At 42.6% G+C, this 21,281-nt stretch carries 19 protein-coding genes and 1 pseudogene; 6 read left to right on the forward strand and 14 right to left on the reverse strand.

Going from position 1 to position 21,281, the window contains the following annotated elements; all coding sequences use genetic code 11:
- Nucleotide 1: 1 nt before the first annotated feature.
- From paaE to paaA, 5 genes are read right to left on the reverse strand one after another with little or no spacing between them, the layout of a single operon-like run.
- Nucleotides 2-1,060 (reverse strand): 1,2-phenylacetyl-CoA epoxidase subunit PaaE, encoded by a 1,059-nt coding sequence (paaE, locus tag ACU696_RS03420; RefSeq protein ID WP_209102350.1) that lies wholly within the window; start codon nucleotides 1,058-1,060, stop codon nucleotides 2-4.
- Between the two features lie 10 nt (nucleotides 1,061-1,070).
- A complete protein-coding gene (gene paaD / locus ACU696_RS03425) occupies nucleotides 1,071-1,580 on the reverse strand; it encodes a 1,2-phenylacetyl-CoA epoxidase subunit PaaD (RefSeq protein WP_109912376.1) in 510 nt (169 codons plus the stop codon).
- 4 nt (nucleotides 1,581-1,584) lie between these two features.
- The gene (paaC, locus tag ACU696_RS03430; RefSeq protein ID WP_209102353.1) at nucleotides 1,585-2,343 is read right to left on the reverse strand and encodes a 1,2-phenylacetyl-CoA epoxidase subunit PaaC; all 759 of its coding nucleotides are present in this window, start codon (nucleotides 2,341-2,343) and stop codon (nucleotides 1,585-1,587) included.
- 10 nt (nucleotides 2,344-2,353) lie between these two features.
- Nucleotides 2,354-2,641, reverse strand: a complete 288-nt coding sequence (gene paaB, locus ACU696_RS03435; RefSeq protein WP_004262911.1) for a 1,2-phenylacetyl-CoA epoxidase subunit PaaB — start codon at nucleotides 2,639-2,641, stop codon at nucleotides 2,354-2,356.
- Nucleotides 2,642-2,672: 31 nt separating this feature from the next.
- On the reverse strand, nucleotides 2,673-3,611 hold the full coding sequence (gene paaA / locus ACU696_RS03440; RefSeq protein ID WP_004266144.1) for a 1,2-phenylacetyl-CoA epoxidase subunit PaaA: 939 nt from the start codon (nucleotides 3,609-3,611) through the stop codon (nucleotides 2,673-2,675).
- A 322-nt stretch (nucleotides 3,612-3,933) separates the two neighbouring features.
- On the opposite strand from paaA, the gene paaZ reads away from it, so the two are divergent.
- Both paaZ and ACU696_RS03450 read left to right on the forward strand, forming a co-directional pair.
- Complete coding sequence (paaZ, locus tag ACU696_RS03445; protein ID WP_209102355.1) at nucleotides 3,934-5,997, forward strand: phenylacetic acid degradation bifunctional protein PaaZ; 2,064 nt, start codon at nucleotides 3,934-3,936, stop codon at nucleotides 5,995-5,997.
- 89 nt (nucleotides 5,998-6,086) lie between these two features.
- Nucleotides 6,087-6,857: pseudogene (locus tag ACU696_RS03450) on the forward strand (class I SAM-dependent methyltransferase); the annotation flags it as partial.
- A 34-nt stretch (nucleotides 6,858-6,891) separates the two neighbouring features.
- Here the strand turns inward: ACU696_RS03450 and ACU696_RS03455 are convergent.
- From ACU696_RS03455 to proP, 3 genes are all read right to left on the reverse strand, one after another.
- Entirely contained in the window at nucleotides 6,892-7,203 is a 312-nt protein-coding gene (locus ACU696_RS03455) for a monooxygenase (protein ID WP_004266141.1), read from the reverse strand.
- A 79-nt stretch (nucleotides 7,204-7,282) separates the two neighbouring features.
- Nucleotides 7,283-8,725 carry a deoxyribodipyrimidine photo-lyase gene (gene phrB, locus ACU696_RS03460; protein ID WP_110731475.1) on the reverse strand — a complete coding sequence of 481 codons (1,443 nt, stop codon included), beginning with the start codon at nucleotides 8,723-8,725 and terminating at the stop codon, nucleotides 7,283-7,285.
- Nucleotides 8,726-8,894: 169 nt separating this feature from the next.
- The gene (proP, locus tag ACU696_RS03465; RefSeq protein WP_004262894.1) at nucleotides 8,895-10,397 is read right to left on the reverse strand and encodes a glycine betaine/L-proline transporter ProP; all 1,503 of its coding nucleotides are present in this window, start codon (nucleotides 10,395-10,397) and stop codon (nucleotides 8,895-8,897) included.
- An 822-nt stretch (nucleotides 10,398-11,219) separates the two neighbouring features.
- Here proP and poxB point away from each other — a divergent pair.
- Complete coding sequence (gene poxB, locus ACU696_RS03470) at nucleotides 11,220-12,944, forward strand: ubiquinone-dependent pyruvate dehydrogenase (protein ID WP_109912383.1); 1,725 nt, start codon at nucleotides 11,220-11,222, stop codon at nucleotides 12,942-12,944.
- A gap of 57 nt (nucleotides 12,945-13,001) precedes the next feature.
- On the opposite strand, the gene ACU696_RS03475 is transcribed toward poxB, so the two are convergent.
- Entirely contained in the window at nucleotides 13,002-13,901 is a 900-nt protein-coding gene (locus ACU696_RS03475) for a DNA-3-methyladenine glycosylase family protein (RefSeq protein WP_109912384.1), read from the reverse strand.
- A gap of 151 nt (nucleotides 13,902-14,052) precedes the next feature.
- Here ACU696_RS03475 and ACU696_RS03480 point away from each other — a divergent pair, with 151 nt between their 5' ends.
- From ACU696_RS03480 to ACU696_RS03490, 3 genes are read left to right on the forward strand one after another with little or no spacing between them, the layout of a single operon-like run.
- A complete protein-coding gene (locus ACU696_RS03480; protein WP_004266137.1) occupies nucleotides 14,053-14,565 on the forward strand; it encodes a DUF2569 domain-containing protein in 513 nt (170 codons plus the stop codon).
- Between the two features lie 39 nt (nucleotides 14,566-14,604).
- Nucleotides 14,605-14,964 carry a DUF488 domain-containing protein gene (locus ACU696_RS03485; RefSeq protein ID WP_042851696.1) on the forward strand — a complete coding sequence of 120 codons (360 nt, stop codon included), beginning with the start codon at nucleotides 14,605-14,607 and terminating at the stop codon, nucleotides 14,962-14,964.
- 11 nt (nucleotides 14,965-14,975) lie between these two features.
- A complete protein-coding gene (locus ACU696_RS03490) occupies nucleotides 14,976-15,500 on the forward strand; it encodes a DUF2569 family protein (RefSeq protein ID WP_004266135.1) in 525 nt (174 codons plus the stop codon).
- 41 nt (nucleotides 15,501-15,541) lie between these two features.
- Here ACU696_RS03490 and ACU696_RS03495 read toward each other — a convergent pair whose 3' ends face one another.
- The 5 genes from ACU696_RS03495 to glpE all read right to left on the reverse strand — a co-directional run bounded on the left by ACU696_RS03495 (nucleotide 15,542) and on the right by glpE (nucleotide 21,209).
- Nucleotides 15,542-17,113, reverse strand: a complete 1,572-nt coding sequence (locus ACU696_RS03495) for an ATP-binding cassette domain-containing protein (RefSeq protein WP_123382642.1) — start codon at nucleotides 17,111-17,113, stop codon at nucleotides 15,542-15,544.
- Between the two features lie 337 nt (nucleotides 17,114-17,450).
- Complete coding sequence (glpD, locus tag ACU696_RS03500) at nucleotides 17,451-18,941, reverse strand: glycerol-3-phosphate dehydrogenase (protein WP_209102357.1); 1,491 nt, start codon at nucleotides 18,939-18,941, stop codon at nucleotides 17,451-17,453.
- Between the two features lie 295 nt (nucleotides 18,942-19,236).
- Nucleotides 19,237-19,995 carry a DeoR/GlpR family transcriptional regulator gene (locus ACU696_RS03505; RefSeq protein ID WP_004262881.1) on the reverse strand — a complete coding sequence of 253 codons (759 nt, stop codon included), beginning with the start codon at nucleotides 19,993-19,995 and terminating at the stop codon, nucleotides 19,237-19,239.
- A 28-nt stretch (nucleotides 19,996-20,023) separates the two neighbouring features.
- Nucleotides 20,024-20,869, reverse strand: a complete 846-nt coding sequence (glpG, locus tag ACU696_RS03510) for a rhomboid family intramembrane serine protease GlpG (RefSeq protein WP_004266132.1) — start codon at nucleotides 20,867-20,869, stop codon at nucleotides 20,024-20,026.
- Nucleotides 20,870-20,885: 16 nt separating this feature from the next.
- Nucleotides 20,886-21,209, reverse strand: a complete 324-nt coding sequence (gene glpE / locus ACU696_RS03515; protein ID WP_004266131.1) for a thiosulfate sulfurtransferase GlpE — start codon at nucleotides 21,207-21,209, stop codon at nucleotides 20,886-20,888.
- Between the last annotated feature and the right edge of the window lie 72 nt (nucleotides 21,210-21,281).

Below are 21,281 nucleotides of genomic sequence, written 5' to 3' on the forward strand. Positions count from 1 at the left end.
CCTACACGTCAAAGTCTAAAACAACGCCATCGCCTTTTGGCCACGATTGGCAACTAAGAATGTACCCAGCCGCGATTTGGTCGGGCTCAAGGCTGTAATTAACCCCCATTTCCACTTCACCAGAGCGCAATTTACATTTGCAGGTTGCGCAAACGCCGCCTTTACAGGCATAGGGTAAATCCGCGCCTTGGCGCAGTGCGGCATCCAAAATACTGTCGTCTTGGCTATCCATGGCGATGTCCATGGTTCTACCATCGAGGTGAATACTGACTTTGCGTGTTTCGCTAGTCATGGCGGTTACGGGCTTGAATTTAGTGCCTGAAGTATTGAAGCGCTCGGTGTGAACATATTCTTTAGGCATGCCATAACCGACTAAAGTGTCGTGAACCTCATTCATCATGCTGTCGGGCCCACAAATAAATGCTCGGTCAAATTGCTTAAAATTCAATAAGGTGTTATTTAAGGCTCTGAGTTGTTGTTGGTTAATTCTACCGCTGAGTAGCTCGCTATCTTGCTGTTCTTGGCTGAACAGGTAGAGAACTTGGAAGCGTGTTGCAAAACGATTTTTTAGGTCTGAAATGCTCTCTTTAAACATCACTGAGCGGCTATTTCGATTACCATAAATCAGTACAAAACTGCTTTTTGGCTCAGTTTGTAATGTGGCTTTAATGATGGAGAGCAATGGCGTGATCCCAGAGCCAGCAGCGACGGCAAGGTAATGTGCATGGGTATCTGCTACGGGTTGGTAACCAAATTGCCCCTGTGGAACCATCACATCAAGGCTATCGCCAACTCGTAACTCTTGGTTAACGAAATTAGAGAAACGCCCTTCGTAAATCGCTTTTACTCCAATTTTTAGCGTGTTTTCATCCGGTGAGCTGCAAATGGAATAACAGCGGCGTAGGTTTTCGCCATTGATAGAGGCTTTTAATGTCAGGTGTTGCCCTGGGCGGTAATGATATTGCTCTCGTAATGTATCGGGTACATTAAAAGTAATGGCGACAGCATCAGGGGTGTCACGTTCAATGGCAGCGATACTTAAACGATGAAATACAGTCATATGGGTGCCCCTAAATACATTTAAAGTAATCAAACGGTTCTAAGCATTCAGTGCATCGATACAATGCCTTACATGCAGTGGAACCAAATTCACTAATTTTTTCGGTCTGTTCGCTGTCACAACGTGGGCAACGAACCGCGCCTTTGTGTTCTGGGTGCTCGCAGGACGTACCTTGCGGAGGTGCGATACCAAATTCACGCAAGCGTCTTTTCGCATCTTGGTTCATCCAATCCGTTGTCCAAGCGGGTGTTAACAGAATTTCGATGTCGATATTTGGAAAACCGGCATTACCGAGAACAGTTTTGATTTCATTGATTAAAAATTCAGTTGCTGGGCAACCTGAATAGGTAGGTGTAAAAATAACTTTCCAGCCCTGAGCTGCCGGCAGCACGTTGCGGATCATGCCAAGATCAGTAATAGAGAGTGCGGGTAGTTCAGGATCGGGTATTTGGTGGAGCTGCTGCCAGATCTGGTGAACCTGGGGCGATTGAAGCTCGCGATGTTGCAGTCTCTGTTCCATAACATCACCACTGGCAGTTCGGATAAGCACGTTGCACAAACTGCAATTGCGTTAATAACAAGCCCAAGTGCTCAGTATGGCTGCCTTGCTTGCCGCCTAAGCGATACGCTTTTTTCTCTGGCACAGTGAGGGTCGCTTCAGTGAATGTTTCGTTAATGGTGTTTAACCATGCGGCTTGTAAAGAACGTGGGTCAACAGCGATGCCTAATTCGCTAAGTGCGATTTCAATGTCATCAGCATGGAAAAGTTCGCCAGTAAAACGCCATAACTCATTGACTGAACGTTGGATTCGTTGATGGCTTTCTTCACTGCCATCCCCTAAACGGACCATCCAGCCACGGCTAAAACGCAAGTGATAAACGGCTTCTTTGAGGGACTTCTCAGCAATGGCAGACAGTTGTTCATCACGGCTATGAATTAGCGCTTCATATAATGGAACATGATATGCATCCATAAAAAATTGGCGCACTAAAGTGTCATCAAAGCCATTGTTGGGTTGTTCAACCAATAATAAATTGCTGAACTCTCGTTCATCGCGCAAGAACGCAAGGGTGTCTTCATCGCATTCAGGCCCTTTTAATTGCGCGGCATAGTTTAAAAAGTTACGCGCTTGCCCTAGCAAATCTAAGCCGATATTGGATAACGCAAGGTCAATTTCGAGCTCAGGGGCATGGCCGCACCATTCGCACAGGCGCTGCGCTAAAATTAAGGGGGTATCGCCAAGTCGTAATGTGTAATCGTGGAGCTGTTGTTGTTGGTTCATGGCAAGCTCCTTACATATTCTTGATACCATCAGGGATGGTATAGAAGGTTGGGTGACGATAGACCTTGGTATCCGCAGGGTCGAAGAACGTACTTTTATCTTCAGGCTGTGAGGCAATTAAATGTGCGGCCTTCACCACCCAAATTGAGCAGCCTTCACTGCGCCTTGTATACGCATCGCGGGCATTTTCCAGCGCCATTTGGTCATCAGCAGCATGTAAACTGCCAACATGGCGATGCGCAAGCCCTTGCTTACTACGGACAAAAACTTCATATAAAGGCCAATCTTGATTGCTCATGGTGTTTTCCTTTTTGTAAAATGGTCAGTGATTAAGCCGCTGTTTTAACGGATTTTTGCTTGCGGCTATGTGCCATCGCACCTTCACGTACCCATGCGCCGTCTTCCCACCCTTTGCGTTTTGCACTAAGGCGTTCGTGATTACAAATGCCATTGCCTTTAATCACCTGATAAAACTCTTCCCAGTCGATTTCGCCAAAACGGTAATGGCCAAGGTCTTCATCCCAAACCAGATCAGGGTCAGGGATCGTCATACCTAACGCTTCCACTTGCGGAACCGTGTTATCAACAAATTTTTGCCGTAGCTCATCATTACTGAAGCGCTTGATTTTCCAAGCCATGCTTTGAGCGCTGTGCGGGGAGTCCGAATCATTTGGACCGAACATCGTGAGAACGGGCCACCAAAAGCGGTTTATCGCATCTTGCAGCATGGCTTTTTGCTCATCGGAGCCTTGTGCAAGCGCCATCACAGCTTCATAACCCTGGCGTTGGTGAAAACTTTCTTCTTTACAGATTTTCACCATCGCTCTGGCATAGGGACCATATGAGGCACGGCACAGTGCTACTTGGTTCACAATTGCCGCACCATCGACAAGCCATCCAACCACGCCTACATCAGCCCAACTTAATGTCGGGTAGTTAAAAATGGAGGAATATTTCATTTTTTCATCAAGTAACTTTTGGTAGATATCTTGACGAGAGCAACCGAGAGTTTCGGCTGCGCTATACAGGTATAAACCATGGCCTGCTTCATCTTGAATTTTGGCCAGTAAAATTGCTTTACGACGCAATGTCGGTGCTCGTGTAAGCCAATTCGCTTCTGGTAGCATGCCGACGACTTCTGAATGGGCATGTTGACCAATTTGTCGGATAAGGTTTTGCCGATACGCATCGGGCATCCAATCCTTGGGCTCGATGGAAATATCGGCTTCGATTTTGGCTTCGAAGTTAGCCTGATTTTGCTCGCTCATTGATTTTTCCATTAAATGATTCGCTAATGTTTATTTATATGAAAATAATGAATCATATATATTTAACATTAATGCTAGGAAGTGTTAACAAAAAGATCAATGTTTATTAACCTTGTTTTGCGAGTGGCTTCACAATCAATAAAGTAAATTACAATAAAAACAATTAATTAAAATTATTGTTTTTTGTGTGGTTTTAATGGAAATAGGAATTTTATATAAAATTGTTCTTAATTTGTTAAATTTAAATTAGCTTCTATGCTTATTTTTATGATACATATTTGTTATCTAATTTGAATTGATGTTTTTATTTCTGGAGAGGAATATGCAGCATTTAACAAGTTACATTATGGGCAAATGGGTACAAGGTGAGGGCGAAGGGCGAAAAATTCACCATGCGCTAACGAATGAAACTTTATATACAGTGACGACAGAAGGGTTGCCGCTAGCAGAAAGCTTGCAGTATGGCCGCCAAGTGGGAGGCGAAATATTGTCAGCGATGACATTTCAGCAGCGTGGGCAAATGCTTAAAGCACTCGCAAAATACCTACTGGAACATAAAGCCCAGTTATATGCGATTTCGGCACAAACTGGTGCAACTAAAGCGGATAGCTGGGTGGATATCGAAGGGGGAATTGCCACACTATTTTCTTATTCGGGGCTCGCTAACCGTGAGCTACCGGATGACACTATTTGGCCAGAAGATGAAATGATCCCGTTATCAAAGCAAGGGCAATTTATTGGCCATCATATTTTAACATCTCGCCGTGGCGTTGCCCTGCACATTAATGCATTTAACTTCCCTTGTTGGGGAATGTTAGAAAAATTGGCACCCACATGGCTTGCTGGCATGCCTGCTATTATCAAACCCGCAACCGCCTCAGCACAGTTAACACAGGCGATGGTGAAGCTAATGGTTGATAGCGGTTTAGTGCCTGATGGCGCAATACAACTGGTTTGCGGTGGTGTTGGCGATATGTTTGAACACCTTGATTTTGAAGATGTTGTGACTTTTACGGGGTCGGCGAGTACAGGGCAAAAGCTGAAATCGCATCCACGTATCACGGCTAAATCAGTCCCTTTCACGATGGAAGCGGACTCATTAAACTGTGCCATTTTAGGTGATGACGTCCAGCCAGATCAGCCTGAATTTGCTTTATTTATTAAAGAAGTCACTCGAGAAATGACCGCGAAAGCGGGCCAAAAATGTACAGCGATCCGTCGTATTATCGTGCCGAAGAAACAGCTCGAAAATGTAAAGCAGGCATTATTGAAACGCTTATCCGCTACAACAGTGGGTGACCCTGCAATTGAAGGGGTCAGAATGGGGGCATTGATTAACTTAGAGCAGCGCCAAGATGTACAAGAGAAAGTGAATTATTTATGTGATCATGGCTGTGATGTCCTATGTGGTGGGCAATTTGAAAAGCTGGATGTTATTGGGGGAGATAGCCAACACGGGGCGTTCTATCCGCCAACGCTGTTGTATTGTGCAGAGCCTTTTAAATCTACAGCGGTACACGAAATTGAAGCTTTTGGTCCCGTCGCCACATTAATGATCTATGACGATATCGAACAAGCGGTGCAGTTAGCGATTTTAGGCGGAGGAAGCCTTGCGGGGACGTTAGTCACTGCTGACGCACAAATCGCACAAGCGGTCATTCGTGCCGGTGCGCGGGCACATGGGAGAATGTTGATTTTAAATGAAGCATCAGCCGCGGAGTCCACAGGCCATGGTTCACCGCTTCCGTTACTGGTACACGGCGGTCCAGGCCGAGCAGGTGGTGGCGAAGAGCTCGGCGGGTTGAGAGCAGTCAAACACTATATGCAGCGTACGGCTATTCAAGGTAGCCCTTCTATGCTAACGGCAATTACTAAGCAATGGATCCGCGGTGCAGATACCATCGCTGATGTGGTTCATCCATTCCGCAAACATTTTGAAGACTTAGCAATTGGCGACACGTTACTGACCGCAAGGCGTACCGTTACAGAAGCAGATATTGCTAATTTTGCCTGTCTCAGCGGTGATAATTTTTATGTTCACGTTGATAAAATTGGTGCGGCACAGTCGTTATTTGGTGAACGAATTGCGCACGGCTATTTTGTCGTTTCAGCCGCAGCGGGGCTATTTGTTGATGCAGGGGTTGGGCCCGTGATCGCCAATTATGGTATGGAAAGTTTGCGTTTTATTGAACCTGTGAAAATCGGTGACACCATACAAGTTCGCCTAACGTGCAAGAAAAAGATCAAAAAAACGCAAAAACTCGCTGAAGATAAGCCAAATGGCGTTGTTGAATGGGACGTGCAAGTGTTTAATCAGGATGACACCGTTGTGGCGTTGTACAGTATTTTAACGCTGGTGGAGCGTCGTGTTGGTGATTTTCATTAATCATTATACGGAGCGAATTAATTATTGAGCTAATAGGTGCTTTTTCAATCATTTTCTGTTGTGATGAGTGACCAGCAACAGAATGTAGGGAAACAAAGATGAAAACGCACCACCAAGCGGTTTATCAACAATTTGACCAGCAAGCCAATTCGTATTTAACCAGCCAAGTTCATGCACAAGGTGAAGACCTACTTGTTTTGCAACAATTGCTACAAGGTTGTCAGGATGAAGACGTGCTTGACCTTGGCTGTGGTGCAGGGCATGTCAGCTTTCATGCAGCACCGTTAGTGAAGTCAGTGACGGCTTATGATTTGTCCGACTCAATGCTCAATGTTGTGGCTAACAATGCACAAGAACGTGAATTAAATAATATCACCACCTGCAAAGGTACCGCGGAGTTTCTACCGTTTGGTGAGCACTGTTTTGACCGAGTGATTAGCCGTTACTCAGCACACCATTGGCACGATGTGGAACAAGCGCTACGTGAGGTGCGCCGAGTGCTCAAACCGGGTGGAAAAGGCATTTTTATTGATGTGGTATCACCGGGACATCCATTATTGGATATTTACTTACAAACGGTCGAAGTGCTTCGGGATACCTCACATATTCGTGATTATTCTGCTGGAGAATGGTCTGGCATGTTTAACAGTGCGGGGCTATTTGTTCGTCGGGTGCAAAGTTTCCGTTTAGCATTGGAATTTACCAGTTGGGTTGAACGGATGCGGACACCACAGCCATTCGTCGAGGCTATCCGCCACTACCAAGGAACATTAAGTGATGAGGTAAAAAGCCACTTTGCAGTACAAGCCGATGGCTCATTTACCTCAGATGTGATGTTGTTTGAATTTCAGTGCCAATAACTATTTATTGCGCTAAAAATTGTTGTGATAAAAATTATTGTGCTAAAAACTGCGCTTGGTTCAATTGGCTAAGCGCGTTATTTACTGCAAAAATCGCACCGCGAACATCAGGAATACCAAAGGATTTTAATCGTGCACTGTGCTTGGTGAGATAAGTTTGTGCATCAGTTTCTGAAGCAAACAGATACACACCACCTGCCATTTGCGTTTGTGGGTTTTCAGTCCAAATCTTCCAAATAAAGCCCGGCTCTTGGTTAATTGATTCCGCCAAATCATTCATTGCGGATATCATTTCATCACCCCATGGCCCCTGATACGGAAAATCAACTTGTAAAATAACGCTCATATCTGCTCCTTATGATTGAGGCGCTATAGTAACCCTTAAAGTAAATAATAACTTTGCTATTCATCGTATTTCAAACGACTTATTGCTTCAAACTATTACGTTTACCCGTCTCAAATGCAGCTAGAGTCGCTAACCGAGCTTGTTTATGGTCAACAATGGGTTCTGGGTAATTAAGCGCTGTGTTGCTGGTTACAGCCCATTCATGTGGTGTATGAATATATTTGTCGGGCACTTGCTGCAATTCGGGCAGCCAGTGGCGAATAAAAGCCCCTTGTACGTCAAACTTCTTCCCTTGAGTGGTTGGGTTAAAGATACGAAACCAAGGAGAGGCATCAACGCCTGTTGAGGCTGACCACTGCCAACCGCCGTTGTTCGCGGCTAAGCTGCCATCAAGCAGTTGGCTCATAAAGTATTTTTCACCTTTGCGCCAATCAATCAGTAAGTCTTTGACTAAAAAACTGGCCACAATCATTCGTAGACGGTTATGCATCCAGCCCGTTGTATTCAGTTGGCGCATAGCCGCGTCCACAATAGGATAACCCGTTTGTCCTGTTTTCCATGCTGCAAAATCGGTCGAAGAATCATTCCAGTGAATATGTTGTGTCCATTCAATAAATGGTTGGTGGCGGCTTAGGCGTGGAAATGCGACTAAAAGATGTGAATAAAATTCACGCCAGACTAACTCATTTAACCACGTGAACGCCCCACTATCAGGGTGATCTAACACTTGGGGGTTCTCTGCTTGTAATCGGTTGAAGCATTGGCGAGGGGATAGGACCCCCACCGCGAGGTAAGGTGATAATTGGCTGGTACCATCAATAGAGGGAATATCTCTATCATTTTGATAATCGCCGACTTTCTGGGAACAAAACTGCCTGAGTCGCGTTAAAGCCGATTTTTCACCGGCAGGAAATTGCTGGAAGTCTTCAATTGGCTGATGCGGAAATAACGGTGAAGCCCTATCAATGTTGATAGGGGCAGCTCGTTTTTCTGGGGCTCGTAGTGAACGGCAATCTGTCACGGTAAGTTGGGTGAGGAAGGCTCGGCGAAAGGGAGTATAAACTTGATACATCTCCCCTTTTTGAGTCGTCACGGAGCCGGGTGGTAGTAATAAATAGTCATCGAAAGCATGGATATGCAACCCATGAGGTTGATTGATTAACCACTCGTCTCGTTGTTTTTCGTTCCACTCATATTGCCGATTAAAAAACAAGGCATCCGCTTGCTGTGTCTTTGCGTAATCGAGTACCCATTGTGCTGCGTCGGCAAAATTAGCCACAGTTTGACAAACCAGTGGAATACCAAGCTCAGCGAGTGAATTTTGCAGTTCAGCAAGGTTTTGGTGAATGAATGAGATTTGTCGCTCAGCCATATCATGTTGTTGCCACTGCTTAGGGGTTGCAGTAAAAAGGGCAATGACTTTCGCATCTGGGTCTGCACAGGCGGAGGAAAGCGCTTTGTTATCGGTGACCCGCAGATCATTGCGAAACCAGATAAGATGACAAACGTGTTTGGCTGCCATTACCTCCCTCCTTGGTTGATGTTTTGTTGGAATCAAAACAATAGGTTTTGAAAATAAACTAGGAAAATCAATTTATTGAATTTCGGCTGATAACACAAAGCGGGAAAAACCACGCTTTTATCCCGCTTTGTCAACAACCTGAAAGGGCCGGTAAACGGCCCTTTCATATTTAATCTAATTTAGGATGCTGATTGATTAAGGATTGGCGTTTTTTCTCAAGCTCAGCAATTTGTTGGTCAATATCTTCAACTTTCTGCTCAATATTGTCAAAGTGCTCGCTAAGAATTTCTTTTGCCTCGGCTTTATCTGATGCAGCAGGTGTTGCCCCGCGTAATGGTTTATTCGCCGTTTCTGGCATTCTGATACCCGTATATAAACCAATTAAAGCAATCACGATTAAGTAATACGCTGGCATGTATAAGTCAGTAGTTGATTCGACCAACCATGCCGCAACAGTCGGTGTCGCACCGGCAATTAATACTGAAATATTAAAGGCAATAGCTAACGCACTGTAACGAATATGAGTTGGGAAAATCGCGGGTAAAATAGATGCCATAACCCCTGTAAAACAGTTCAACAGCACCGCTAAAATCAATAAACCCAGGAAAATTAAGCCAACAGAACCACTGTTGATTAACATAAACGCAGGGTATGCCAATAAAATCAGCCCTACGCTACCGGTAATGACAAATGGGCGACGACCAATTTTATCACTGGTTAAACCGATAATCGGTTGAACAAATAACATACCAATCATAATTGCAATAATAATTAGCACACCATGGTCAGTAGAGTAATTCAGGTTGTGTGATAAGTAACTTGGCATGTAGGTCAGCAACATATAGTAAGTCACGTTGGTTGCGATAACCAAGCCAACACAAATCATCAAGCTTTTCCAATACTTAGTCGCCACTTCACGTACTGAGATTTTTGGTGGATTTTGAATATTGGCTTTATCTTGTTTTTCTAACGATTCAACATGTTGTTGGAACGCAGGAGTTTCTTCCAGTGAATGACGTAGATATAACCCGATGATCCCTAACGGTAACGCTAAGAAGAACGGAATTCTCCAGCCCCAATCATGGAAGTTAGCTTCCCCAACGATACTGGAAATTAGTACTACGACACCCGCACCTAAGACAAAACCGGCGATAGAGCCAAAGTCTAACCAACTTCCCATAAAGCCACGTTTACGGTCTGGTGAGTATTCAGCAACAAAGATTGCTGCACCAGAATATTCACCACCTACCGAGAAACCTTGAGCTAACTTAGCAATTAATAACAGAATGGGGGCCCAGATACCGATGCTCTCATAGGATGGAATCAAACCAATACAGAAGGTACTGACTGCCATGATGATAATCGTCATCGAAAGGACTTTTTGACGGCCGTATTTGTCACCTAAGATACCAAAAACGACCCCCCCTAATGGCCTAACTAAGAAAGGCACGGAGAAAGTGGCTAATGCGGCAATCATCTGTACGCTCGGTGATGCGTCCGGAAAGAAAACCTGACCGAGAACATAGGCTAAGAAACCATATACCCCAAAATCAAACCATTCCATCGCATTACCCAGCGAAGCCGCGGTAATTGCTTTTTTGAGTTTACCGTCATCAATAATAGTAATATCACTAATATTTAACGGTTTTTCTTTTTTCTTCTTGAATCTCATGAAACCATCCTCTTATTTTAATTTCAATAACCGAAACAACAGCATTTAAGATGTGGGTTTTCATACATCGGTAAAATATCAAACCTTATTATTTAGAATAGACGTTGTTTACGTAATAGATAAGTTTTTAGTGTTTTTATGTCGCGCTGAAATACCAGGCTAAAATAGGTACGTCGTGGGTAGAATAATGAGAGTGTTTGTGTTGTAAATACAGCAAAAAAGCCACCTTGAGTTAAAAAATACAGTACTAATACTACATTAATATCGAACAAATGTAAAATATAGGTGTTTTATACTAATACATATGCTTTGATAGGATTTTGTGTTAGTAATATAACGATTGAACTGAATAATTGAAAAAATAGATACTCAGTAAAGGAGTGGGTAAAAATAAATTGTTTAAAATCAATTTAATACATTTTGATAGGTGAGTTTTAGCCTGTCATAAATATATAAGGTTAGCAATTTAATATGGTCGAAATAATGGTATTGTTGCGATGAAGAATATATGAAGATAACCCCATCCTTTTACGATGCTCTTGTTTTGCTTAAGCTATTAATAACTCGTCTATTTATTTATCTTGTTGCTATCCTCTTCTTTTGATAATAACGGTGGATTATGCTGTTCTATTTTATATTTAATTTGATGAGTAGGAATGAGGAATTTACTTAGTTACAATCAATCTATTGTCGATATTGGGTTTGATATAAGCGAGTATGACAAAATTCTATTTTGAATGTTGTTATGCATCTAAAAATACCCTTCATATTTTGTACTGCAAGATATCAAGGGTATCACATCCGACTTAAAAGAGTGCCATTATGAAAAAACAGAGTGTTGCATCCTATATTGCAAAAGTACTTGATAATGCAGGTGTTAAACGTATTTGGGGCGTTACAGGAGACTCGTTAAATGGCTTAACCGACAGCTTACGTCGTCAAGGCGCTATTGAGTGGCTAGGAACTCGTCATGAGGAAGTGGCTGCCTTTGCTGCGGGTTCAGAAGCTCAGCTAACCGGTAATTTAGCCGTATGTGCAGGCTCTTGCGGGCCAGGAAATATGCATCTTATTAATGGGTTGTATGATTGCCACCGTAATCGCGTACCCGTATTGGCGATTGCTGCTCATATCCCATCCAGCGAAATTGGTAGTAATTATTTCCAAGAAACTCACCCAACTGAATTATTCCGTGAATGCAGCCATTACTGTGAAATGGTCTCTAACCCAGAGCAAATTCCACAGGTCCTTGGCATCGCTATGCGTAAAGCAATTTTGAATAAAGGGGTATCAGTGGTCGTAATACCGGGGGATATTGCGCTAAAAGATGCACCAGAATCAGCGAAAGAAACATGGTATCAGCCACAAGCGCCACTTATTATGCCTCAGCGGAGTGAAATTGAAAAACTCGCCGAACTGCTGAATCAATCTAAGAATATCACGTTATTCTGTGGAAATGGCTGCGCAGGCGCTCACGATGAAGTGGTTAAGCTAGCAGAAACACTAAAAGCACCGGTAGTACATGCGTTACGTGGTAAAGAACATATTGAATGGAATAACCCATACAGTGTTGGAATGACAGGCTTGATAGGATTTTCATCGGGTTACCACGCGATGATGAACGCAGATACAGTTGTTTTGTTAGGAACACAATTTCCATACCGTCCTTTCTATCCAAGCGAAGCTAAAATTATTCAGGTTGATATTAATGCAGGTAGTTTGGGTTCTCATTGCCATATAGATATGGGCCTGATTGGTGATATCAAAGCAACATTAGATGCATTACAGCCACATTTAGAGGCTAAACAGGATACAAAACACCTTGATGGCGCTTTAAAACATTATGCAGAGGCTAGAAAAGGGTTAGATGACCTCGCTAAACCGGGTCATGAGGGATTAATACATCCACAGTATCTTGCAACAAAAATTAGTGAATTAGCCGCCGATGACGCGATTTTCACTTGTGACGTGGGAACCCCGACAGTATGGGCAGCCCGTTACTTGAAAATGAACGGTAAGCGCCGCTTAATCGGCTCCTTTAACCATGGGTCAATGGCGAATGCGATGCCACAGGCTATTGGTGCACAAGCCGTTGATAAAAAACGCCAAGTGGTTGCAATGTGTGGCGATGGTGGTTTCAGTATGTTAATGGGAGATTTTATCTCTCTTTCCCAAATGCAATTACCAGTAAAAATCATCATTCATAACAATGGCGTACTTGGTTTTGTGGCCATGGAAATGAAAGTGGCAGGTTTCTTGACAGCGGGAACGGATTTACAGAACCCTAACTTTGCAGCGATTGCGAATGCCGCGGGTATCAAAGGCATTCGTGTTGAAAAAAGTGAAGATCTAGACGGTGCATTAAAAGAAGCTTTTGCCCATGATGGGCCAGTGGTGGTTGATGTCTTGACTGCCAAACAAGAGCTGTCTATGCCGCCAGAAATCGCAGCACAAGAAGCAAAAGGCTTTAGCCTATATATGTTAAAAGCGATTATGAGTGGTCGCGGTGATGAAGTCGTTCAATTAGTGAAAACAAACTGGCTACGTTAAGTCATTATTGTGAATAGCGGGAAAGCCCAATTCAGATGGATTGGGCTTTTTTATTTATCAATATCCTGCGGCTGACTGACTACGCCACAAATGGGCGGCAACCAGTGCGCGCCATGGGGAGAATTGCTCCAACCATTTTTCCGTTTCTTTGGCGGTAGGCTGTTCTGATTTCGCGAGCAATGTTTGTAGATTACGTCTTACCGCTACATCCCCATGTAATGAGCCATCTAAGTAATTGAATCCTCGTAGTAAAGCATAGCTTACAGTCCAAGGGCCAATACCTTTGATTTGTAATAATTGCTCAGTTATTTGATTCGCATTGGAGTGAGTAACCTGCTGTGATAAATCAATTTGTTGATTTTCGATGGCTTCACAAAGGGCTCTGAGGGCGATAATTTTACCGTTTGAAAAGCCCGTTTGTCGCAGGGTTTCGTCATCAACTAACTTGATTTGTGGAGTGTCGGGGAAACACCAAATACCTGAAGTGTGCTGAATTCCCACAGCTTGAATAAAGCGCCGACGAATGGCGATAGCCGCATGAACACTAATTTGTTGGCCTATAATAGCCCAAACTAACGCTTCAAATGCGCTGGCAGATTGATAAATCCTTAATCCTCTTTGCTTTCCAATGAGCTGACCAAGTACTGGAGTTTCAAGGTAGTGTTTTTCGAACTCATCAATATTCTGTTTTAAGCCGAGTACATGCTGTGCCAGCGTTAATAGGTCTGGTTCATTGATAATGATAGATGGGGAGTCAATTGCTAATGAAATCGTTGCGTGTTGCTTTTGAAGCTCCAATGTCATTTTTGTTGCATGTTGTTGCCATATTATGCCCTTGTGTAATGTGTTTTCTTCCACTATTTCCGCGACATTGTGTTGATCTCTCAGATGAAAGGCAAAAAAATCACCATAAAGGTAATTGGTAGGGAGAGTTAGCTGTGCGGTAAATATTTGCATAATGATGGCCTTGTCAGATTTTTCTTTATTCACAATATTATTGTGAATTAGCGCATTTAGTTACTCATTTTTTACAGAGCAGATATGTTATCTTGTACAGAGCTATTTATTTTGTACTGATATTATTTATCCATTTAATAAGGAAGTGTAAATGAAAACTGAGGGTCACAGTTCATCTCATGGCACTTCGGTACCATCATCACAACCAAGGCAAGAATTAACAGGCATTGGTGGATGGCTTATTTTACCCATGTTAGGGATAGTTTTGTCTTTGATTATTTTGCCTTTTTCTATTTATGAGCAAAATGTTCAAGTGATTGAATATTGGATTGAATTAACAGACCCACAATCAAGCTCATTTATTCCATTATTTAAAGAGCTCATCTACTTTGAGGTTTTAGGTAACGTTATTTTATACGCGACCTTGCTTTTTCTAAGTTATGTCTTTTTTACAAAGAAAAAACTCACAATTAAAATTTATATTTTTTTCCAGATCTTTTCGTTAGTTTTGACGGTTACGGATATCATACTCGCAAGTATTTTATTGGATTTAGAAGTTGAATCCTCGGATATCAAAGATATTTTTCGGGCACTAATTGCTTGTGCAATTTGGATACCGTATTTTTTAGTTTCAAGGCGAGTTAAAAATACCTTTGTAAATTAACAAATAAAATTTTGTGATTTTTTATTGGGTAGGTAAATGATGATTAAATGCAAACGAGTTTATGACCCTGTTGACGATAACGATGGCTACCGTGTGCTTATTGATAGACTGTGGCCAAGAGGAATAAAAAAAACAGATTTACAACACGACTCTTGGAATAAAGACGTTGCACCTTCTAATGAACTACGTAAATGGTTTCATCAGAACACAGATCAGTTTGCACAGTTTATCGAACGATATCAGCAGGAACTTAATAACACAACGGCTTGGCAGGCGTTGGTTTCTCAGGCAAAACAAGGTGATTTAACACTGTTATACAGTGCTAAAAATACAGAACATAATCAAGCAATTGTACTCAAAGCATTTCTTGAAGATAAAATGCAAAGTAAAAGTAAATAAAGGTTATCGGAATGGATATTCAGCAATCAACCACACAAACAGAGCCAGCAATAATATCATCGGTGGCTCAACCAGCGGTTAAAAAGCCGTTACACGGGATTAGTGGCTGGTTAATTTTACCAATTATCGGACTGTTTTATATGCTGTACAAAACAGTCATGATGTTATTGCAAGAAATTTCACAAGTTCAAACCGCATGGCCATTGGCAACTCAAGCGGATTCTGATTTTTATATTCCAGGTTTTGCGACAGGTTTCTATCTCTTGCAACTAGGTTATGGTGTTTTGATTGCACTGTTTCTTTGGACATTTATCGCCGCAGTTAAATGGAAAAAACAAGCGAAGTGGCTATTTATCATCACCATGGTGTTATTTACTTTAATGGTATTGGTTGCCCGTTTTGTATTCCCATATATATTTGGATTGGAAATTAATCACTCAAATATTATTACAGCCATAAATGGCAGCTTCTATTGTGTGTTATGGATCCCCTACTTTTTAGTTTCACATCGCGTCAAAAATACGTTTATCCATTAAAGTATCTGGCCACTCCATATTAGTAGTGGCCTAACATACGGTTATTTATCAGAAAGATTTAGAGTGTGGGTTATATTGCAGTTTGCAATAAACGCGTCATCGTGGGAAACCAGTAATAGTGTTCCTTGGTAGTCCTGCAATAGCGCTTCAAGTAGTTGTTTTGAATCTAAGTCTAAATGATTATCGGGCTCGTCGAGTAATAAAATAGCGGGTGGACTCGGGCTATGTGTGAGTGCCAATAGCGTTGCTTTTAGCTGCTCACCACCACTGAGCTGCTGTAGTGGTAACAATGACTTATCTCCTCGTATCCGCAACATGCCTAATTGCGTGCGCCACTGTTCTACAGTAAATACAGGTTGGTATTGATAAAGCGCTTCAGCGACAGGCAATGTTTTATCGAGTAAATTGAGGTGTTGATCTAAATAGCAAAACTCACCGCTTAGGCGGTACTCTCCTGAAGATGATGGCAACAGGCCTGCAAGCACTTTAAGTAGCGTTGATTTACCGCAACCATTAACTCCTTGAATATGCCAGTGCTCTCCACTGTATACAGTGAATGAGAGTGGTGACGAATAACCGTAAAGCAAACGCAAGTCAGAAGCGAAAATTGTGACTTTATTTCCTTCATTTTGATAGTTAATCGTCATTTTTTGCGGCTTGATATGGCGAGCTCTTTCTTGGTTTTCCTGTTGCTGGTTTTGTAGATTATCCATCACTCGTTGGTGCCGCTCTGCGACATTTGATTGCTTTTTCTCCGCACGATTTTTCTGCATATCAAGCAGCAGTAAGGATTGCGACCCACCATAGCGAATTTTTTCACCTTGTTTTTTGCGTTGAGCGGCTTTTTGTAATGTGGCTTGCTGTTGTTTTTTCTCTTGGTGAATGCGTTTTTCTAAGCGTTCACCTTGTGCGTCAATTGCAGCGATTTCCAAGTTTTTTTGGGTATCGTATAACGTATAATTTCCCCCATATTCATGTAAGCCTTTTTCCGTTAACTCAAAAATGGTATCCATTTCTTCTAATAGGGTTCTGTTGTGAGAAATAATGAGACAACCAGCTCGATGCTCAGTAAGCTTTTGATTGAGCCATTGCCGACTTTGTGTATCTAAATGGTTATCTGGTTCATCAAGTAGCAAAAAGTGGTTTTGATGAAGAAATGCACGACAAAGGGCTAGGCGAGTACGTTCCCCCCCACTTAAATGGGCAATGGGGGCTTCCATTGAGATAGCGAGTCCTGCTGAATCCAATAAACTTTGCCATTGGGAAGGTAAATGCCATTTATCTTCCGTTAGTTCAAAATCTGCCAAAGAACCATTCCCTGCCTCAATGCGTGAAAATGCGTGATAAAGTTCATTCATGCCTAAGGCATCGACGAGTGTTTCGCCCGTTAGTCGCGTTAATTGCTCGACATAGATAAAGGGAAGGTTCCAATGTACATTCCCTTGCGTAGGGGATAATTGGTCAGCAAGAATACGCATCAAGACAGATTTTCCTTTGCCATTATGACCAATTAGGGCATTTTTTTGGCATGACAGCGTCCCGCTTAACGGAGGAAAAAGGGCGGTTTGGTTAAATTCAATATTGAGCTGTGAAAAGTGACAAGCAATCGTCATATGCACCTCCAAAATAATGAGGACAGACAACGTCGTTGACTTATCAAGAAGCGTCGATGAAAGCGGTTGCCTGCCAGGAACAGAAAAATGAATACCAAAAGGGTATTGGAAAATATTTTCTGGCAGTGCTTAGTTCATCGTGAGGCGTACCTGCGAAGTTGGGTGAGCGATAAATTCGCACACATTATAAACAGGTTAAATTGATTTACGCAACTTATCGTGATTGGGTTTTTTCTGAAAGTCGTGCTAACGATTTAATAATAGAAAAAACCAGTCAATAATAGCGACTGGCTTTTTCCATTAACAACGAGATTTTATAACAACGAGATTTTTACGATTATGCAGAGGTATTCTCTGACAACCATTGAGCAATGCGCTGCTTTTCTTCTTCATTCAGCCACATACCCAATTTAGTGCGACGCCAAATAGCATCATCCAACTCTGTTACCCATTCATGTTTGACTAAGTAACGTAATTCCGCTTCGTAGACATTCGCAGAGAATGCTTCACCAAGGTCGCTGAGTGAATTCGCGCCTTCAAGGATTAATTTACTGTTGCTACCGTAGGTTCTGGCAAAACGTAGCGCTAAGCCTTCAGGAAGCCATTGATAATGTTGACGCAACACGCGTGCATAACCATCACGGTCACAACCTTCGATATCACCACCCGGTAATTGGCCATTTTTGGTCCATGGGCTACCTGCATTTGGATAGTAAGTCGCTAATTTATTCACAGCGGCTTCCGCTAACTTACGATAAGTCGTTAATTTACCACCAAATACAGACAACAATGGCGCTTGGCCTTGTTCATCGTGAATATCCAATGTGTAATCACGAGTAATGGCTTGTGGTGAGTCTGATTCATCGTCGCACAGTGGGCGAACACCTGAATAATCCCAAACAATATCACTCACGGTTAACTGCTTTTTGAAGTGGTCGTTATACACTTTCAGTAAATAGTTAACTTCGTTTTCATCAATTTTGACGTCTTTCGGGTCGCCTTTATATTCTACGTCAGTCGTACCGATGATAGAAAACTCATCCATCCACGGGATAACAAATACAATACGGTTATCTTCATTTTGTAAGATGTACGCTTGTGGTTCATCATGTGCGCGTGGAACGACAATGTGGCTACCTTTGATTAGGCGAATACCATAAGGTGATTTTAATTTCAGGCCATCATCAAAGAACTCTTTTACCCAAGGCCCTGTGGCATTAACCAGCCCTTTCGCTTTCCATGTATGAGTTTCCCCCGTACGTAAGTCTTGAGCTTCAACAACCCATAAGCCGTTATCACGGTAGGCGCGTGTCACTTTTGTGCGAGTACGAACCTCACCATTCTTACGTACCACTTCTTGAGCGTTTAACACAACTAAACGCGCATCATCAACCCAACAATCGGAATATTCAAAACCTTTCGTTAATTCAGGTTTGAGTACAGAGTTTTGGTTGAATTTCAGACCTTTACTGCTTGGCAAGCTGACACGTTTGCCTAAATGGTCATATAAGAATAGGCCAATGCGGATCATCCAAGCTGGACGTAAATGAGGCTGATGAGGTAAGCGGAAGCGCATTGGGAAGGCTATATGTGGTGCTAATCGTAATAGCACTTCACGTTCAGCCAATGCTTCGCTCACTAATCTAAATTCATAATGCTCTAAATAACGTAAGCCACCGTGAATGAGTTTAGAACTCGCAGATGAAGTCGCACTTGCCAAGTCTTGAGCTTCGAGCAGTAATACCGATAATCCACGACCTGCAGCATCTGCTGCAATACCAGCGCCGTTGATCCCGCCGCCGATGACAATCAAGTCTTTAGTTTCCATGCATCCCCCTGAGATGTTCGAAACACTTTCAATAATGTTCGTTTTCGCTCATTTGATTGTAGTCAAAATAGATAGTGATGCCAACTATTATTAATGAAAAAAATAACAACTGCGTGATATTGGTAACAATTTTTTTTCAATACCCACACATAAAATATTGTTATTTACAATGAAAAAAAGAGAGTTTCGCGCGAAAAAGAAAAAAACAATGGCAAGGCGGGGGAGACTAAAATAGGAAAGGAGACTAAGAAGTATGATGGCAGCGGGCGCTACCATCATTAAGATAATTATTTGATTAACAAAGCTCTAATTGAACATTATGTTGCTCAATGACTTTGAGAATGCTGTCAGGTGGCTGTTTATCCGTAAATAAGTAGTCAATCAGGTTCATATTGCCCAAATTAACCATCGCGTTACGACCAAATTTAGAATGGTCGGTGACGAGCATGACACAGCGTGAGTTTTCAATAATCGCGCGTTTGGTACGAACTTCATGGTAATCGAACTCAAGTAATGAGCCATCCATATCAATACCACTGATACCCAAAATACCGTAATCTAACCTAAATTGAGAAATAAAATCGAGGGTCGCTTCACCGACAATACCGCCATCTCTTGAGCGAACTTCACCCCCCGCTAAAATTAGGCGGAAGTCTTCTTTTGGCATCAGTAATGTGGCGACATTAAGGTTATTGGTCACCACGCGTAGGTTTTTGTGATTAACCAATGCGTGAGCAACGGCTTCGGGAGTGGTACCAATATCTATAAACAATGTTGCACCGTCAGGAATTTGGCTCGCAACATGTTGTGCGATACGCGCTTTTTCATCTGACCACATGATTTTACGGTCATTATAAGCCGCATTCACGGAACTTGAAGGCAGTGCTGCACCACCGTGGTGCCGCTGAATTTTATTTTGTTCAGCGAGGTCATTGAGGTCCCGACGGATTGTTTGAGGGCTTACCTCAAAGTGTTCGACGAGTTCTTCAGTACTGACATATCCCTGAAGACGCACAAGCTCAACTATTGCATCATGTCTCTGGGTTTGTTTCACAGCGTTAGCCTCTAATTATTAAAATGTTTTATCTGGAGCTCTGGTGTTTAAAACTGTGCCTATTATCCCATACTCCCATCAATAAGCCGATAATTAACCCTGAAGTATGTGCGGCATTCGCAATATGCATACCTAAAACATCGAAGTAACCGAAAAAAAGCCAGATAATAGAGAATATCATTAACCCACGAGGGACGCTGATGCCACTTTCAGGCCGACGTTCACCCGTTAACCACACATAGCTGACAAGGGCATAGACGACACCAGATAAGCCGCCAAAGTTGTTTTCACTAAACAGCGACTGCCCCCAGTTACTAAACAGTGCAGAGACTAGTAAGATAGTGAATAATTTACCCGTTCCGAGCTTTCGCTCAACTTGCCCAGCCAGAAACCACCATAGCGCAAGGTTGAAACCAATATGTGATAGCGAAAAGTGCACCAATGCAGGGCTAAACCAACGCCAAAGTTCCGTTTGTTGGTCGCCAATAGGCCATGCTAAATAGCGTAGAACTTCTCGGGCATCGGTCATTTCTACCCAAAGATATACAACAATCGACAATAAAATAACAGCGATAGTTAAAGGGCCAGATTGTTCTTTAAGGTAGCCCCAGGTCAGGTAGTTACGATATTGAAACTGGGTATCTGCGCTTCCCGTGTGCCAACTGGCTTCTAGGTAGCGGGGGTGATTTGGATCTTGTAAAAAAATATCTAATTCTTTCTGGGTTTGAGATTGAAATTGCTCATCTTCTAGCCAAAGCTCAAAGACGGCTTGTTCCTGTGATGGCTTTATTATTAAGTGGATATTTTTGCTAGCCATATAGTCAACAAAGGCTTGTGCCATTCTAGGATTAGCAAAAGAGGTGATGTGGATCATGAATGCGTTTTCTCATCTAGAGAGCCGTAACGGCTTGTGGATATTCCCTTAACCATGCTTCAAATCCACCATTGATGCTGTATACAGATTCAAAGCCAATGTTGATCAGATATTGTGCAGCGCCTTGGCTACTGTGCCCATGGTAACACATCACCATAACTGGTTGTTCGTAATCCGTTTGTTCTAGAAATTGGCTTAGTGACTCATTGGTGAGGTGATAGGCCCCACTAGCATGGCCTGCGCGGAAACTTTGTGGGTCTCGTACATCTACCAGTATGGCAGTACCGTCCACCCAATGTTGGTAAGCTTGCTCTGGTGTTAGTGTTTCAAAATGGTCCATAAAATACCAAATACAGTAGGTAACAACCGATAAAAGGTTAAATGAGAGGCACCCGTAAAAAACCAAGTGCCA

Source organism: Providencia sp. PROV_01 (genome assembly GCF_053098325.1).

What these genes read in the sequence shown, in the direction of transcription:
- poxB (WP_109912383.1), top strand. Translation starts at nt 11,220, where the DNA reads ATGAAAAAACAGAGTGTTGCATCCTATATTGCAAAAGTACTTGATAAT.
- paaD (WP_109912376.1), bottom strand. Translation starts at nt 1,580, where the DNA reads ATGGAACAGAGACTGCAACATCGCGAGCTTCAATCGCCCCAGGTTCAC.
- paaC (WP_209102353.1), bottom strand. Translation starts at nt 2,343, where the DNA reads ATGAACCAACAACAACAGCTCCACGATTACACATTACGACTTGGCGAT.
- phrB (WP_110731475.1), bottom strand. Translation starts at nt 8,725, where the DNA reads ATGGCAGCCAAACACGTTTGTCATCTTATCTGGTTTCGCAATGATCTG.
- ACU696_RS03485 (WP_042851696.1), top strand. Translation starts at nt 14,605, where the DNA reads ATGATTAAATGCAAACGAGTTTATGACCCTGTTGACGATAACGATGGC.
- paaB (WP_004262911.1), bottom strand. Translation starts at nt 2,641, where the DNA reads ATGAGCAATCAAGATTGGCCTTTATATGAAGTTTTTGTCCGTAGTAAG.
- ACU696_RS03495 (WP_123382642.1), bottom strand. Translation starts at nt 17,113, where the DNA reads ATGACGATTGCTTGTCACTTTTCACAGCTCAATATTGAATTTAACCAA.
- paaZ (WP_209102355.1), top strand. Translation starts at nt 3,934, where the DNA reads ATGCAGCATTTAACAAGTTACATTATGGGCAAATGGGTACAAGGTGAG.
- proP (WP_004262894.1), bottom strand. Translation starts at nt 10,397, where the DNA reads ATGAGATTCAAGAAGAAAAAAGAAAAACCGTTAAATATTAGTGATATT.
- ACU696_RS03455 (WP_004266141.1), bottom strand. Translation starts at nt 7,203, where the DNA reads ATGAGCGTTATTTTACAAGTTGATTTTCCGTATCAGGGGCCATGGGGT.
- glpE (WP_004266131.1), bottom strand. Translation starts at nt 21,209, where the DNA reads ATGGACCATTTTGAAACACTAACACCAGAGCAAGCTTACCAACATTGG.
- glpG (WP_004266132.1), bottom strand. Translation starts at nt 20,869, where the DNA reads ATGATCCACATCACCTCTTTTGCTAATCCTAGAATGGCACAAGCCTTT.
- ACU696_RS03490 (WP_004266135.1), top strand. Translation starts at nt 14,976, where the DNA reads ATGGATATTCAGCAATCAACCACACAAACAGAGCCAGCAATAATATCA.
- ACU696_RS03480 (WP_004266137.1), top strand. Translation starts at nt 14,053, where the DNA reads ATGAAAACTGAGGGTCACAGTTCATCTCATGGCACTTCGGTACCATCA.
- glpD (WP_209102357.1), bottom strand. Translation starts at nt 18,941, where the DNA reads ATGGAAACTAAAGACTTGATTGTCATCGGCGGCGGGATCAACGGCGCT.
- paaA (WP_004266144.1), bottom strand. Translation starts at nt 3,611, where the DNA reads ATGAGCGAGCAAAATCAGGCTAACTTCGAAGCCAAAATCGAAGCCGAT.
- paaE (WP_209102350.1), bottom strand. Translation starts at nt 1,060, where the DNA reads ATGACTGTATTTCATCGTTTAAGTATCGCTGCCATTGAACGTGACACC.
- ACU696_RS03475 (WP_109912384.1), bottom strand. Translation starts at nt 13,901, where the DNA reads ATGCAAATATTTACCGCACAGCTAACTCTCCCTACCAATTACCTTTAT.